Source organism: Campylobacter armoricus (genome assembly GCF_013372105.1).
GTDB classification, from domain to species: domain Bacteria; phylum Campylobacterota; class Campylobacteria; order Campylobacterales; family Campylobacteraceae; genus Campylobacter_D; species Campylobacter_D armoricus.
In genome coordinates, this window is record NZ_CP053825.1 from 329,639 (window position 1) to 344,897 (window position 15,259).

Sequence of the window (15,259 nt, forward strand, 5' to 3'; positions counted from 1 at the left end):
TCTAAAGTGGAGGAAAAAATGATACAAAAAGCTTTGCAATTAGCAGAAGAGTTACAAAGAAAGATAGAAAGTAATATCTCTCAAAGTGAAAAAGAATTTCACGCCAAAATGCAAAAACTTTTAAATAATCCTAAAAATAAAGTAATGTTGATTGAGTTATTAGACCGATCTTTTAGATGTAAGGATAAAAGTGCAAGTTTTGAACTCATAGAACATACTTTAAATAAATATGGTATAGCAGATTTTTTTAGTGCTTTTGAAAAATTCTTACTTTTCTCGTTTTTAAATTTTGGAAAATTTGCACCAACGCTTAGTGTGCCATTTTTCATTAAACATTTAAGAGAAGATACCAAAGCTATGGTTTTAGATGCAAATCCTAGCATTTTAGAACCTCATATGCGTAAAAGAAAAGATGAAGATAAAATTACTTTGAATGTAAATTTAATTGGAGAGGAAGTTTTAGGTGAAGCTGAAAGTGCTTATAGAATGAGAAAATATGAAGAAGCTTTAAAAACAAGTTATATCACTTATATTTCTATAAAGATTACTACTATTTTTTCCCAAATTAATATTATTGATTTTGAATATTCTAAAGATGAAGTGGTAAAAAGATTAGATAAATTATATGCTCTTGCATTAGAAGAAGAAAAAAGGCAAGGTGTATCTAAATTTATCAATCTTGATATGGAAGAATTTAGAGATTTAGAATTAACTGTTGAAGCTTTCATGGAAAGTGTTGCTAAATTTGATATTAAAGCAGGTATTGTTTTACAAGCTTATTTACCTGATTCTTATGAGTATTTGAAAAAACTTTTTGCTTTTTCAAAAGAAAGAGTTTTAAAAGGTATGAAGCCTATAAAAATTCGCTTTGTTAAAGGAGCGAATATGGAAAGCGAAGAAACTATAGCTTCACAAAGAGGTTGGGCTCTGCCGACCTTTTATAAAAAGATTGATACAGATAGCAATTATAATAAAATGTTAGATTTTATTTTAGAAGGAGATAATTATAAATATATCAATATAGGTATAGCAAGTCATAATTTATTTGAAATTGCTTATGCTTATACTAGAATTTCACAAGCAGGAGCTTTATCATCTTTTACTTTTGAAATGCTTGAAGGTATGAGTTTGCAGTGTTCTTATGAGCTTTCTAAAATGCATGATCTTATACTTTATGCTCCAGTTTGCGATGAAGCACATTTTAACAACGCTATTGCGTATTTAGTTAGAAGACTTGATGAAAATACAAGTGAAGATAATTTTATGAGATATTTTTTCAATCTCAAAGTTAATGATGCTAATTGGCAAGCACAAAAAGAATTATTTGTAAAATCTTTAGAGGGCATCGCCAGTTTAGATAATTCCACTCATAGAACACAAGATAGAAACAACGAAGCAAAAGCTATTAGTTCTTACGAAAGTAAAGAATTTAAAAACGAACCTGATACTGATTTTATCTTAAAGGCAAATAGAGAGTGGGCTAAAGATATAAGAACTAAATATGAAAATTTAGAAAATTATGATGTATATCCAGTTGCAAAAGAGCAAATTAAAAATGAAAATTTACAAGTAGTGGAAGTAAAAGATAAAATCAATAATCGCACCATAGGAAAAGCATACTTAGCTGGTGAAACAGAGATTAAATATGCTTTAGATGTGGCTAAAAATTCAAATTTTAGCGAGTTAAGTCATGATGAAATTTATAAAATTTTAGCAAAAACTGCTCAACTTGTTAGAGAACGCAGAGGTGATTTAATAGGTATAGCAGCATTAGAAGTTGGAAAAACTTTCTTAGAAATTGATCCTGAAGTTAGTGAAGCAATAGATTTTTTAGAATTTTATCCACATTCTTTAGAAAAATTAAAAGAACAAAATCCAAATACTACATTTAAAGCAAAAGGCATAGGTGTGGTTATTGCTCCATGGAATTTCCCAGTAGGTATTTCAGTAGGAACCATAGCTGCTCCGCTTGCTGCAGGAAATAGAGTGATATATAAACCATCATCTTTGTCTATGCTAACAGGTTATATGCTTTGTAAATGTTTTTGGGATGCAGGAATTCCAAAAGATGCTTTAATTTTCTTGCCTGCTAAAGGTAGTGATATATCAAAATACTTGCTTGTTGATCAAGGTGTGAAATTTTCAGTATTAACAGGTGGAGAAGAAACTGCTTATGCAATGCTTAAAGCTAATCCAACACTGCTTTTAAGTGCTGAAACAGGCGGTAAAAACGCAACTATTGTTTCTAAATTTGCCGATCGTGATAGTGCGATTAAAAACATCATTCATTCAGCATTTTCAAATTCAGGTCAAAAATGTTCAGCTACTTCTTTACTTGTTTTAGAAGAAGAAGTTTATGAAGATGAAGAATTTAAAAAGACTTTGGTGGATGCTGCAAACTCTATGGCAGTAGGAAATCCTTTTGTGTTTAAAAATAAACTTGGTGCCTTAGCGGATAAACCAGATGCAAAATTACAAAAAGCTTTAGATGAGTTAGCTCCTTATGAAAGTTGGGCTTTAAAGCCAAGATTTGTAGATAACAATCCTTATCTTTTAACCCCGGGTATTAAATATGGTACTAAGAAAGGTGATTTTACACATATGAACGAGCTTTTTGCGCCAATTTTAACTGTAATGAAAGCAAAAAATTTAAAAGAAGCTATTGATATAGTAAATTCTACAGGTTATGGACTTACAGCAGGATTTGAAAGCTTAGATGAGCGTGAGTGGGAGTATTTTCATACTCACATAGAGGCAGGAAATATTTATATTAATAAACCAACAACAGGTGCTATAGTTCTTAGACAACCTTTTGGTGGTATTAAAAAATCAGCAATTGGTTTTGGTAGAAAGGTGGGAATTTATAATTATATCACCCAATTTATGGATATAGAACAAAGTCAAGCTGATCAAAATGTTTTGGACAATGAATTAGTATCAAATTTAAATGCTTTAAGCTTAGATTTAAATGAAAAAGATAAAGCCGATTTTGAAGTCATTAAAGCTATGGCAAGAAGCTATGCTTACCATGCAAAACATGAATTTGCGAGTGCGAAAGATTATGTCAATATTAGAGGTGAGGATAATCTTTTCTCTTATACAAAGGTTAAAAATATCGCTTATAGAGTGCATAAAGATGATAGTTTAAAAGATATTTTAGGGGTTGTTTTAGCAGCAAGTGTGTTAAATATCGATCTTTTATTAAGTTATGATGAACATGAAAAAATTGATCTTGTGCAAAAAATCAATCAAAAAATAAGCACAAAAACTTTACTATGCAAAGAAAGTGAAGAAAATTTTCTTAGAAAAATAGCTGATTATGAAAGAATTCGTTATTTTGCTCCGTTAAATGTAAATGATGAAGTTTTCAAAAAAGCAGCAAGTTGTGCAAAAGTTATTGCCAATGCTAAGCCTTTAATAAATGGACGTTTTGAGTTGCTTTTGTATCATAATGAGAAAGCTTTAAGTATATCTTTCCATCGTTATGGAAATTTAGGTATTCGTGCTTTAAAATAAAAGGAGAATAAATGGAGGTAGTTCAAATCAATACACAAATTGCGATAATGTTTGTCGCATATTCAGCATTAATGCTTTTTATAGGTTTTTATTTTTATAAGCAAAATAAAAATTCAGAGGACTATTTTTTAGGTGGTCGTTCTATGGGACCAGTAGTTTCTGCACTTAGTGCAGGAGCTTCTGATATGAGCGGTTGGCTTTTGATGGGTTTACCAGGAGCTTTATATGTAAGTGGCTTGGCTGAAAGTTATATTGCAATAGGACTTAGCATAGGTGCGTTTTTAAACTGGACTTTTGTAGCAAAAAGACTTAGAATTTACACTAGTGTGATTGCAAATTCTATTACAATTCCAGATTATTTTGAAACAAGATTTGATGATGATAAACATATTTTAAGAGTAGTTTGTGCTATTGTTATCTTGATATTTTTTACTTTTTATGTTTCTTCTGGACTTGTAGGTGGAGCAAAGCTTTTTGAAGCAACATTTGGAATCCAATATGACTATGCACTTACCACAGGAACCGTGATTATAGTTGCTTATACATTCTTGGGTGGATACAAAGCAGTTTGTTGGACGGACTTGATTCAAGGTCTTTTAATGATGAGTGCTTTGATTATCGTGCCTATAGTAATGATTTATCATTTGGGCGGATTTGGTGAAGCTGTTAATATAGTCAAAGAAATCAAGCCAAATACTTTTTCTATGGGAGAAGGATTGAGTTTTTTAGGTATAGTTTCAGCACTTTCATGGGGACTTGGATATTTTGGACAGCCACATATTCTAGTGCGTTTTATGTCTATAAGATCAACTAAAGATATTCCAACTGCTACTTTTGTAGGAATTTCTTGGATGATTATATCTTTAATTGGTGCTTGTTTTATAGGTATTTTAGGTATAGCTTATGTGAGTAAATTTGAACTTAGTTTGCAAGATCCTGAAAAGATTTTTATCGTAATGTCTCAACTTCTTTTTAATCCTTGGATAGCTGGTGTTTTACTTAGTGCTATATTGGCAGCTATTATGAGTACTGCAAGTTCACAATTGCTTGTTTCAAGTTCAACTATAGCAGAAGACTTTTATAAAAGAATTTTTAATAAAGAAGCTTCAAACAAAATGGTTATGACTTTAGGTAGATTTGGAGTTTTAGCTGTTGCGGTGATTGCTTTTATCATTTCTACTGATAAAAACTCAAGTGTTTTAAGCATAGTAGCTTATGCTTGGGCAGGATTTGGTGCAAGTTTTGGTTCAGTGATGTTATTTTCGTTGTTTTGGTCAAAAATGACTAGATATGCTGCCATTGCAGGTATGATTACAGGCGCTGCTATGGTAGTAGTATATAAAAATTTCTTAGCTGAGTGGCTTAATTTCCCAATTTATGAAATTATCCCTGGATTCTTAGCTGCTTCTGTGGTGATTGTTTTAGTTAGTTTAGTAACAAAAGTGCGTCCAGGAACCAAAGCAGCTTATGAAACTATGTTAAAGCATTTGTAGTTAGATAAACTAATCTTTTTTAGATTAGTTTATCTATAATATTGCTTGCCGTATTTTCTACAAAAAATTTAAGCTCTACATCTTGAATCCATGGTGTAAAAATTTTTAAAAGTTTTTCAAAAAGAGTATCGAATGAGTTTTCAATATCAAAATTATCATTAAATAGCTTTTGTAAAAAAATCAACAATTTTTCGTTTTGTAAATGTTGTTCAATTTCTTGTGGAAATATTATTTTCTCATAAAAATTGTTTAAAAACATTTTTATGGAGAAACATTCTATTATGTTATATATATTATAATCATATGATTGCATATTTATATTTATTAAATTGATCATTTTTCGATCTTGCATTAATTTATATAAACCTTGGTTTATTATATTTTTTAAATTATTTTCTTGTATATTGAAATTTGTTGCAATTTCTCTTTCCAGTAGAATGGTTAACATTGTTATTATTTCAAAATATGCAAAATCATTTTTAAAATATTCTTTTGTTTGATTGTTTATGTATTTTTTTTGTATATATGTAAAGCTATTAATATAATACTTAGATATTAAATCACTAATATTATTTGATTCATCATATGTAAAATATTTTAATCCTTTAACTAAAAGGCTATTATGTATTTTAAAAATATTTTCTAAATTATTTCGCGATATATTTTTAAATATACATAGATTTTGATTTGATTTTGTTGATATATCAATAAAATCTTTTTGATTTAAGTATAGTTTTATGTTTTTAAAAATATTTTCTAGTTCATTAAAACTAGCTTGTGTGAATGTCATAATATATTTTTCATTAATATATAATTTATTACCTGTCAGTCCTTTTTTTATTTTAAAAGATTGTAAATTTTGAAGCTCTATAGAGTATATATCTTCAAAATCTTCTTTACAAATAAAATATACTTGTGTAATAATTGCTCCATTTTTAGAACTTCCAAATAGTGTTTCATCGATTAAAATTTCTACTTCATTAGGATCTATTCCTAAGGCATAAGAATTTATTGCATTAAAAAGTTTAGGCTTTGGTATATTTGGCTTTATGTAAATTTTATCAGAGTTGTTTATAGATACAAATGTGCTTAAATTTTTCATTTTAATTAAAAAACCATGATAATAATTGTATAGGCCATCCCAAACCAACACCTATTACATAACCTATTCCATAACTACTTGTATCTGTATTTGTTGTAAGTTGGTAGTACATACCTCTAATAATTGCTATTATAAAATATATAATAATTATTTTTACTTTTAATGACATTATTTTCCTTAATTACTTAATACATTTTTCAATTAGACTTTGATCATTCATTAAATACATTATTTTTTCCTGAATACGATTAAATTCTTGAGGATGTTTTTGTAGTTCTATAGAATTCATGCCTATTATTTTTAATTCATCTTCTGTAAATTTTTTTACAATTTCCTTAGATAAACAAGAACATATTTTTCTATCCATACTTACATATTCGCATGCATTGGTTATTTGTTTTGTTATTTTTTCTTCTGTAGAAGATGAACAAGCGCAAAAAACTAATACGCTAGATAGTAAAGATAATTTTTTTAACATAATCTTTCCTTTATTTGTAAAATAAAAACTTGTTATAACAAGTTGAAAACATATTTTATTAAAAATAAAATTAAAAAAAACTTACTATAACAAGTTGTAATGAAAAATATAGATAAAGATTATATTGAGAATGCTTATAAAACAATAGGTTTAAATGTTAAAAAAATTAGAGAAACAAAACACATTACTCAATTAGAATTATCATTAGCTATGGGTCATAAGTCAGTGAGTCTTGTATCTTGTGCTGAAATTTATCATAAAAAACAACATTTTAATATAGAACATCTGTTGAAAATTTCACAAATTTTAGAAGTAGATTTGATGGAATTTTTTAAAGGGATATAAAAATAAACCACATTAATTTAGACATTTCATTGATTTAATTTTTGTTTTAATTAAAAAATGTTAAGGTATAATAATTCTTTTGGAAGGTTAGCTTATCTGGTGATGGCCACTGACTTCAAATCAGATGAAAGGGTAGTTGACTATTCTTTGGGGAGTTCGATTCTCTCACCTTCTCGCCAAATTTAAGTCGAAATGGAGTTTTTATGAGTAAAGCAGATATTGTCGTTGGAATCCAATGGGGTGATGAAGGTAAAGGCAAAATAGTAGATAAATTATGCGAAAATTATGATTATGTATGCAGAAGTGCAGGTGGGCATAATGCGGGTCATACTATATGGGTTGATGGTATAAGATATGCTTTACATTTAGTTCCTTCTGGTGTTTTGAATAAGAAATGTATTAATGTTATTGGAAATGGAGTTGTGGTTAATCCTGATGCATTAATTAGCGAAATGGCTCAATTTGAGAATTTAGAAGGAAGATTATTTATAAGCGATAGAGCACATTTAAATTTAAATCATCATGCTTTAATTGATCAGGCAAGAGAAAGACTTAAAGGCGATAAAGCTATAGGAACAACGGGTAAGGGTATAGGTCCAAGCTATGAAGATAAAATTAGCCGTAATGGGCATAGAGTAGGTGAGCTTTTAGAACCTGAAAAATTATGTGAAAATTTAATGAAAGATTTCGAACTTAAAAAAGCTTATTTTGCTGCACTTGGTATTGATATGCCAAATTATGACGAAATTTTAAAAGATTTAAAACGCTTTAAAGAAGTTTTAGCACCATATATTACAGATACTACAAGAATGCTTTGGAAGGCTTTAGATGAAGATAAAAAGGTGCTTTTAGAAGGTGCACAAGGTTCTATGCTTGATATTGATCATGGAACTTATCCTTATGTAACTAGTTCAACAACTATTTCAGCTGGAGCGTTGAGTGGTTTGGGATTAAATCCAAAGGAAATTGGAAAAGTTATAGGTATAGTAAAAGCTTATACAACAAGAGTAGGAAACGGAGCGTTTCCAAGTGAAGATTTAGGTGAAGATGGTGAAAAAATAGGACTTATTGGAAAAGAAATTGGTGTGAGTACCGGTAGAAAAAGAAGATGTGGTTGGTTTGATGCAGTAGCTGTAAGATACACTGCAAGATTAAATGGATTAGATACTTTATCTTTAATGAAACTTGATGTTTTAGATGGATTTGAAAGTATTAAAATTTGCAAAGCTTATGAATATAAAGGACAAGAAATAGATTATGTGCCTTGTGATTTAGAAAATGTTAAACCAATTTATGAGGTAATGGAAGGTTGGGATAAGGTTGCAGGGATTAGAGATTATGATTTATTACCTGAAAATGCAAAAAAATATATTAAGCGTTTAGAAGAATTAAGTGGAGTAAAAGTAGGCTATATCTCTACAAGTCCTGAAAGAGAAGATACTATCATTTTATGAAAAGCAAATATTCTTCTGTGATTAAGCTTAGAAAACAACAGCTTGATAAAGCAGAAGCGAATTTAACAAAAACAAGACAAAAGCTTTTGCAATGCGAAGAAGAATTTAAAGAGGCTTCGAAAACTTGTGAAAGCTTAACTTTGGCTGATAAGGGCTCAATAGCACTTCTAAGATCTTCTTTAAAATTGCAAGAAATTGCAAGAGAGGGCAAGCAAAGAATTAAACAAAAATTAGATTTAACTAAAAAAGAACTTGTCCATCATCAGCATCTATATAAAAAAGCCCATTTAGAATTTGAAAAAATAAAAGTATTAGAAAATGAAGAATTAAAAAAAATTCAAAAGGCTTTACAAAAAGAAGAAGAAAAATTTATAGATGAGCTTGCCATAACAAGACATTTTAATAAGGATAAATAATGAAAAAAATAATATATCTATTAGTTTTTTTAAGTATTTTAAATGCACAGCAAAATTGCGAGCAGTATTTTGAAGCTAGAAAAGAGCAAATGCAAGATCAAATTAGAGAATATGATGAAGCAAAACAAAGCTTAGAAGCATATAAAGCATCTTTTGAAGCTTTGCAAAAAGAAAAAATGCAAGCTTTAGTACAAAAAGAGACTGATATCAATGCAAGTTTAGAGCAAATTAAAATTTTAAAAGAGCAAAATGAACGGATTTTAGAAGCGACTAAGCAGAATTTGCAAGTAATTAATGATAAGACAATGGGGCGTATCACAGAAATTTATGCAAAAATGAAAGATGTTGCAGTTGCTGGCATACTTAGTGAAATGGATAGTGAAGAAGCATCTAAAATTTTGCTCTCGCTTGATCCTAGAAAAATTTCATCTATTATGGCTAAGATGGATCCTAAAAAAGCTTCCGATTTAACACTACTTCTTAAAAATTTAGATCAAAATGCAAGTTCGCAGTAACTTTTAAGCAGTTTTTACCTTTTTTTTAGTATTATTTCAATAAAAATAAAAAGGTGGATAAATGCGTATCAAACCAGCCCATATACCTTATATAGCAAATAAAATAATACTTGATTTAATGCATTCTTCTTTTGTTAAAATTAAAGATGATAATCAAAAGCTTATAAAAGTTACGAAGGATATTTTAGAAATTGATGTATTAAATGAGCGTAAGCTTGATGAAAAAGCTAAAGAGCTTTTAGAAAGTCAAGAAGATGAGATTGAGTTTATGCAAATAGATAGAAAAAGTATGTTTTGGATGATCAAAAAGAAGTTAGCAAGTGAGTTTAAATTTATACTTGATAGTGAAGATAGATATAATAATCTTTCTCATAAAATTTTAGAAAATCTAGTAGAAGGGGATTTGATAAATTATAATGTATCTGAAAATCGTGTAAAAAATCTAATATTTTCAAGTATTATGGCATATTTAAAAGAATATGAAAAATTAGAAGATGTGGTTTATGAAAAAATTTCAAACTATAAAAGAAAGCTTATTCCAGGCTCTGAAGAGTATGAGTTGGTATTTGAAAAACTTTATCAAGAAGAGCTTAGAAAAAAGGGACTTTTATGAAAGCGTATATTTATATAGAAAATGATGTTTTTTTAAGCGCTAAAGCTTTTGGAGAAAGCGGAACTTTTTTTGGAGAACTTGTTTTTAATACTTCTTTAACAGGTTATCAAGAAATTATTTCTGATCCTTCATATGCAGGACAATTTATAGTTTTTTCAATGCCTGAAATTGGTATAGTTGGTGTAAATGATGAAGATAATGAAAGCAAAGAAGTATTTGCTAGTGGAATGATTGTAAGAGAATTAAATGAACAATATTCTAATTTTAGAGCAAATAATTCTTTAGATGCATATTTAAAAAAGTATAAAAAAATAGGACTTTGTGAAGTTGATACAAGATTTTTAGTTAAAATGATTAGAGATTATGGCAATTTAAGAGCTGTTATTTCTACTGAAATTAAAGACAAAGAAGAATTAAAAAAAATGCTTTTTTCAAGTGCAAAAATTGATGAGGTAAATTATGTAGCACAAGTAAGCACTAAAAATTCATATAAACATAATAAAGGTGCTTGGAATCATATTACTAAAAAATATGAAAGCATTAGTTCAAGTGGTAAAAAAATTGCTGTGTTAGACTATGGTGTCAAAGAAAATATTTTAAATGAGCTTGTAAATGTTGGTCTAGAAGTAGAGGTTTTTCCTTATAATACCAAGGCAAAGGATTTGATTGATTTGTATCAAAAGGGCAAAATTCATGGAGTATTTTTATCAAATGGTCCAGGAGAGCCAAAAATTTTAAAGGATGAAATAGTTGAGATTAAAAAACTAGCAGAAGCTAAAATTCCTATGCTCGGTATTTGCTTAGGGCATCAACTTTTAAGTAATGCTTTTGGCTATGAAACTTATAAGATGAAGTTCGGTCAGCATGGTGCAAATCACCCTGTAATTAATCTTATAAATAATACTGTAGAAATTACTGCCCAAAATCACAACTATAATGTTCCAGAAGAAATAGCAGAGGTTGCAACCATCACTCATAGAAATTTATTTGGTGATAATGTAGAGGGTGTAAAATATAAAAACTATCCTATTATATCAGTACAACACCATCCAGAAAGTTCCTCAGGACCACATGAGAGTAAGTACATTTTTAAAGAATTTTTAGAGCTTTTGTGAATTTAGATTTTATTGCTTTGGCGAGTATAGCCTTTCTTTCAAGTTTAGGACATTGTTATGGAATGTGTGGAGGTCTTATATTGGCTTATACTCAATTTTCAAAGCAAATCAAACTTCCTTTTTTTTTATTGATTCTATCATATCATTTTTCAAGAATTTTTGCCTATGTTTGTTTAGGTATTCTTTTTGGAATTTTTGGAAATTTAATTTCTTTTAGTGAATTTGCAAAAGGTATTATGTTTTTTGTAATTGGAATTTTTATGATAATTTTAGCTTTTGCTTTGATTTTTAAAGGAAAATTACTATCTTTTTTTGAAAATTCAATATTTTTTGATTTTTTTATAAAAAATAATATTTTAAAACTAATGAAACAAAAATCTCTAAAAAGTACTATTATACTCGGTTTTTTAAATGGTTTTGTTCCTTGTGGATTGGTGTATTTTTATATTGCATTTAGTATGAGTGTGCAAGATATATATTTAGCTGCTTTAATTATGTTGGTATTTGGACTTTCTACTTTACCTGCTCTTGTATTTTTTGCATATTTTTCTAAAGTATTAAATGATAAATTTCAAAAAATAGCAAGCCTAATTTCTTATATCTTAATCTTTGGTTATGGCTTATATTTTTCATATATTGGTTTTACTTTTACAAGATAGTTTATTAACAAATGATAAATACTTAAAAGAATTTAAGCAAAAAAAGATATTAATTATCATATAATATATGGATTGCTTATGCATAAAAAAAATTAAGGAGAGGAAATGCACCCAGGAAATGCATTGAACTATGACTATACGGTTGCTAAATATTTCATGTTTGCTACCTTATTGTTTGGTGTTATTGGTATGGCCATTGGAACATTTATTGCCTTTCAAATGGCTTATCCGGATTTAAACTATTTAGCTGGTGAGTATGGCACTTTTTCAAGACTTAGACCATTACACACTTCAGGTGTAATTTTTGGTTTTATGCTTTCAGGAATTTGGGCTACTTGGTATTATATTGGTCAGCGTGTGCTAAAAGTTAGTATGGCAGAATCAAGCTTTTTAATGTTTGTTGGTAAATTACACTTTTGGCTTTATATGATTACTATGATTATAGCTGTTATTACTTTGTTTGCAGGTATTAGTACATCAAAAGAATATGCTGAACTTGAATGGCCGCTTGATATATTGGTAGTTTTAGTTTGGGTTTTATGGGGTGTGAGCATTTTTGGGCTTATTGGAATCCGTCGTGAAAAAACCTTATATGTTTCACTTTGGTATTATATTGCTACATTTTTAGGAATTGCAATGCTTTATTTGTTTAACAATATGTCTGTACCTACTTATTTTGTAAGCGGAATGGGTGATTGGTGGCATAGCGTTTCTATGTATGCAGGAACAAATGATGCCTTAGTTCAATGGTGGTATGGACATAATGCGGTTGCATTTGTATTCACCGTTGGTATTATTGCTCAAATTTATTATTTCTTACCAAAAGAAAGTGGGCAGCCAATTTTCTCTTATAAATTATCTTTATTTGCATTTTGGGGCTTAATGTTTGTTTATCTATGGGCTGGTGGTCACCATTTGATTTATTCAACTGTGCCTGATTGGATGCAAACTATGGGTTCTGTTTTTTCAATTGTTCTTATTTTGCCTTCTTGGGGTTCAGCGATTAATATCTTGCTTACTATGAAAGGTGAGTGGGGTCAATTAAGAGAAAGCCCATTGATTAAATTTATGATACTTGCTTCAACTTTTTATATGTTCTCAACTTTAGAAGGTCCTATTCTTTCTATAAAATCAGTAAATGCATTAGCACACTTTACAGATTGGATTCCAGGCCATGTTCATGATGGAACACTTGGATGGGTTGGTTTTATGACTATGGCAGCTCTTTATCATATGGTTCCAAGAATGTTTAAAAGAGAACTTTATAGTAAATCACTAATGGAAGCTCAATTTTGGATTCAAACTACAGGTATAGTATTGTACTTTAGCTCTATGTGGATAGCTGGTATTACTCAAGGTATGATGTGGAGAGCAACTGATGAGTATGGTAATTTACTTTATACTTTCATTGATACTGTTGAGGCTATTGTTCCTTATTACTGGATTAGAGCTGTTGGTGGCTTGTTATATTTAGTAGGATTTTTCATGTTTATTTATAACATTTATAAATCAATCGCAGTGGGTAGAGTACTTGATAAAGAGCCAAAAAGTGCTTCACCTATGGCAGCATAAGGAGGAAAAATATGTTTAGTTGGTTAGAAAAAAATCCATTCTTTTTTGCTGTAGCGGTATTTATTGTGATTGCTTATGCAGGAATTGTAGAAGTTTTGCCTGATTTTGCACAAAATGCAAGACCAATTGAAGGAAAAAAACCTTACACTGTGTTACAGCTTGCAGGGCGTAATGCCTATATAAAAGAAAGTTGCAATGCATGTCATTCTCAACTTATTCGTCCTTTTAAATCAGAAACAGATCGTTATGGTATGTATTCAGTAAGTGGTGAATATGCTTATGATAGACCATTCTTATGGGGTTCAAAAAGAACAGGACCTGATTTATTGCGTATAGGCAATTTTAGAACCACTGATTGGCATGAAAACCATATGTGGGATCCAGTATCTGTGGTACCTGGTTCTATTATGCCAGCTTATAAACATATGTTTAGCAATAATGCAAATATAGAAACAGCTTATGCAGAAGCACTAACTGTTAAAAAAGTTTTCAATGTGCCTTATGATATGGAAAATGGTACTAAACTTGGCACTTGGGAAGAAGCACAAGCAGAAGTTAAAGCAGAAGCTCAAGCTATAGTAGATCAAATGAAAAATCAAGATGTTAAAGATGCGTTTGCTAGAGGTGAGATTAGAGAGATTGTGGCTTTAATCGCGTATCTTAATAGTTTAAAATAGGAAAAAAAATGAATTTAGAACTAATGAGAGAATTACAAGCTTATGGCTTTTTTGCTCTTGTTGTTTTTTTAGTAGTAGTTTTATATTCTTATTTATTTCATTTGTATAAATCTGAAAAAACAGGTAGAAGAAACTATGAAAAGTATGCTGATTTAGCATTACATGATGAAATCAGCGATCGTGTTTTAGAGCAAAATAAAAGGAGTGCTTAATGCAATGGTTGAATTTACAAGATAATGTTAATTTATTATCTTTTATTGGAGCAATTCTTATCATCTTAATTACTCTTGTTGTGGTAGGAAAATTGTTTAAAAGTATGAAGGAAGAAAAGAGTCAAGGTGAGCTAAGTGAGCATAATTGGGATGGTATAGGTGAATTTAAAAATCCTATACCACTTGGTTGGGCTGTAGTATTTTTCTTGTCAATTGTTTGGTGTATATGGTATTTTCTTTGGGGATACCCTTTAAATAGTTATTCTCAAATTGGTGAGTATAATAAAGAAGTACAAGCTCATAATGAGAAATTTGCGCAAAAATTCTCAAATTTAAGTGCGCAAGATAAACGAGAAATGGGAAAAAATATTTTCTTAGTTCAATGTTCTTCTTGTCATGGAATTACAGGTGATGGAATTAATGGAAAGGCACAAAATCTTAACATATGGGGTTCTGAAGAAGGTCTTATAGAAGTGATCACCAAAGGTTCTAAAGGTATGAATTATCCTATGGGTGAAATGTTAAGTGCAGCAGAAAATGGTATAGAGGAAGCTGATATACCTGCCATTGCTGCTTATGTTGCTTCTGAAATTTCAGCAATTAAAAAAACTGAAAATCCTCAACTTGTAGCAAAAGGAAAGGAACTTTTTGTAACTTGTAGTGTTTGTCATGGTGAAAATGGAAATGGAACTATTGATGGACAATTGGTAGCTCCAGATTTAACAAAGTATGGTAGTGCTGAATTTGTAGTAGATGTTTTAAATCGAGGTAAAGCAGGAAGTATAGGTGTAATGCCTCACTTTAATAATGGTCTATTAAATGAGCTTCAAAAAGAAGCAGTTAGCGAATATGCTATTTCTCTTTCAAAGGGTGAATAATGGAAAATTCAAATAGATGCGTATTTTCACTTTCAGGTGTAAGTGGAATGTTAATAGCAACTGTTTTATTGCTATCAATTTTAGCAGGACTTACTATTTTGGGACTTCAAGCACAGCAAAATGTTATGCAAAAACCATATAAATTAGAAAATGCAGAGCAAATTAAAATGTTTGATTCTAAAAGAAACGAACACATTATTATAAAGGAATGATT

Annotated in this window: 17 protein-coding genes and 1 tRNA gene; 15 read left to right on the forward strand and 3 right to left on the reverse strand. The window is 29.6% G+C overall.

The features are described 5' to 3' along the window. Positions 1 to 18 precede the first annotated feature (18 nt). Positions 19 to 3,516, forward strand: coding sequence for a proline dehydrogenase family protein (locus CARM_RS01710; protein WP_139424524.1), 3,498 nt, complete (start codon positions 19 to 21; stop codon positions 3,514 to 3,516). Between the two features lie 11 nt (positions 3,517 to 3,527). Continuing rightward, a complete protein-coding gene (gene putP / locus CARM_RS01715) occupies positions 3,528 to 5,009 on the forward strand; it encodes a sodium/proline symporter PutP (RefSeq protein WP_139424526.1) in 1,482 nt (493 codons plus the stop codon). A gap of 19 nt (positions 5,010 to 5,028) precedes the next feature. Here the strand turns inward: putP and CARM_RS01720 are convergent, their stop codons facing one another. Genes CARM_RS01720 through CARM_RS01730 form a run of 3 tightly spaced genes read right to left on the reverse strand, consistent with a single transcriptional unit; the run spans position 5,029 to position 6,589 of the window. Further along, entirely contained in the window at positions 5,029 to 6,111 is a 1,083-nt protein-coding gene (locus CARM_RS01720) for a hypothetical protein (RefSeq protein ID WP_139424528.1), read from the reverse strand. 1 nt (position 6,112) lies between these two features. Beyond that, entirely contained in the window at positions 6,113 to 6,280 is a 168-nt protein-coding gene (locus CARM_RS01725) for a hypothetical protein (RefSeq protein ID WP_158336262.1), read from the reverse strand. 12 nt (positions 6,281 to 6,292) lie between these two features. Continuing rightward, positions 6,293 to 6,589, reverse strand: coding sequence for a hypothetical protein (locus tag CARM_RS01730; protein WP_139424530.1), 297 nt, complete (start codon positions 6,587 to 6,589; stop codon positions 6,293 to 6,295). Positions 6,590 to 6,688: 99 nt separating this feature from the next. Between CARM_RS01730 and CARM_RS01735 the strand changes: the two genes are divergently transcribed. The 13 genes from CARM_RS01735 to CARM_RS01795 all read left to right on the forward strand — a co-directional run bounded on the left by CARM_RS01735 (position 6,689) and on the right by CARM_RS01795 (position 15,257). Next, positions 6,689 to 6,934: a helix-turn-helix domain-containing protein gene (locus tag CARM_RS01735; protein ID WP_039666645.1), complete on the forward strand. Its 246-nt coding sequence runs from the start codon at positions 6,689 to 6,691 to the stop codon at positions 6,932 to 6,934. A gap of 81 nt (positions 6,935 to 7,015) precedes the next feature. Continuing rightward, a tRNA-Sec gene (locus tag CARM_RS01740) sits at positions 7,016 to 7,113 on the forward strand. A 24-nt stretch (positions 7,114 to 7,137) separates the two neighbouring features. Continuing rightward, a complete protein-coding gene (locus CARM_RS01745) occupies positions 7,138 to 8,388 on the forward strand; it encodes an adenylosuccinate synthase (protein WP_139424531.1) in 1,251 nt (416 codons plus the stop codon). After that, a complete protein-coding gene (locus CARM_RS01750) occupies positions 8,385 to 8,804 on the forward strand; it encodes a flagellar FliJ family protein (protein WP_139424533.1) in 420 nt (139 codons plus the stop codon). Before CARM_RS01745 ends, CARM_RS01750 begins: the two co-directional genes overlap by 4 nt. Further along, entirely contained in the window at positions 8,801 to 9,319 is a 519-nt protein-coding gene (locus tag CARM_RS01755; protein ID WP_167507498.1) for a MotE family protein, read from the forward strand. The genes CARM_RS01750 and CARM_RS01755 overlap by 4 nt, the downstream gene beginning before the upstream one ends. Before the next feature lie 61 nt (positions 9,320 to 9,380). Beyond that, positions 9,381 to 9,932, forward strand: a complete 552-nt coding sequence (locus CARM_RS01760) for a DUF507 family protein (RefSeq protein ID WP_139424537.1) — start codon at positions 9,381 to 9,383, stop codon at positions 9,930 to 9,932. Further along, positions 9,929 to 11,047 carry a glutamine-hydrolyzing carbamoyl-phosphate synthase small subunit gene (gene carA / locus CARM_RS01765; RefSeq protein ID WP_139424539.1) on the forward strand — a complete coding sequence of 373 codons (1,119 nt, stop codon included), beginning with the start codon at positions 9,929 to 9,931 and terminating at the stop codon, positions 11,045 to 11,047. The genes CARM_RS01760 and carA overlap by 4 nt, the downstream gene beginning before the upstream one ends. After that, positions 11,044 to 11,706 carry a sulfite exporter TauE/SafE family protein gene (locus CARM_RS01770; protein ID WP_139424540.1) on the forward strand — a complete coding sequence of 221 codons (663 nt, stop codon included), beginning with the start codon at positions 11,044 to 11,046 and terminating at the stop codon, positions 11,704 to 11,706. The genes carA and CARM_RS01770 overlap by 4 nt, the downstream gene beginning before the upstream one ends. Before the next feature lie 105 nt (positions 11,707 to 11,811). Beyond that, positions 11,812 to 13,278 (forward strand): cytochrome-c oxidase, cbb3-type subunit I, encoded by a 1,467-nt coding sequence (ccoN, locus tag CARM_RS01775; protein WP_139424542.1) that lies wholly within the window; start codon positions 11,812 to 11,814, stop codon positions 13,276 to 13,278. Positions 13,279 to 13,289: 11 nt separating this feature from the next. Then, positions 13,290 to 13,955 carry a cytochrome-c oxidase, cbb3-type subunit II gene (ccoO, locus tag CARM_RS01780; protein WP_139424544.1) on the forward strand — a complete coding sequence of 222 codons (666 nt, stop codon included), beginning with the start codon at positions 13,290 to 13,292 and terminating at the stop codon, positions 13,953 to 13,955. 8 nt (positions 13,956 to 13,963) lie between these two features. Beyond that, positions 13,964 to 14,167: a cytochrome c oxidase, cbb3-type, CcoQ subunit gene (locus tag CARM_RS01785; RefSeq protein WP_139424546.1), complete on the forward strand. Its 204-nt coding sequence runs from the start codon at positions 13,964 to 13,966 to the stop codon at positions 14,165 to 14,167. Then, complete coding sequence (locus CARM_RS01790) at positions 14,167 to 15,045, forward strand: cbb3-type cytochrome c oxidase N-terminal domain-containing protein (RefSeq protein ID WP_139424548.1); 879 nt, start codon at positions 14,167 to 14,169, stop codon at positions 15,043 to 15,045. Before CARM_RS01785 ends, CARM_RS01790 begins: the two co-directional genes overlap by 1 nt. Next, on the forward strand, positions 15,045 to 15,257 hold the full coding sequence (locus CARM_RS01795; RefSeq protein WP_139424550.1) for a DUF4006 family protein: 213 nt from the start codon (positions 15,045 to 15,047) through the stop codon (positions 15,255 to 15,257). The genes CARM_RS01790 and CARM_RS01795 overlap by 1 nt, the downstream gene beginning before the upstream one ends. The last annotated feature ends 2 nt before the right edge of the window (positions 15,258 to 15,259 follow it).